Raw genomic sequence first — 229 nt, forward strand, 5'->3', positions numbered from 1 at the left:
TTTCATTTGCGGCGCGGAGCCGCGCTCAACGTCGAACGTTCAATGCTCAGCGTGATTCTACTCGGATCGGCTGGTGCCGGCCACTCGATGACGAGTGTGGGATACCCCAGCCTGTCGCGATCCTGACGTGTAGAAAATCCACGTTTTTCGTAGATTTCACGCATCTCGTCGAGGTAGGCTGTGGTGGGCTCCGCATGGGGCTCTGCACACTCATCGACCAGCGTGAGGT

General features: G+C 58.1%; 1 protein-coding gene. It reads right to left on the reverse strand.

Annotated features, from left to right (window positions below; translation table 11 throughout):
• Positions 1–2: 2 nt before the first annotated feature.
• Positions 3–229, reverse strand: a 227-nt coding sequence (locus tag AC1RPH_RS08570) for a hypothetical protein (RefSeq protein WP_481762163.1), incomplete at its 5' end; no start/stop codon positions are given.

It is taken from the genome of Dellaglioa sp. CoH-57-MRSF-16 (assembly GCF_056782055.1).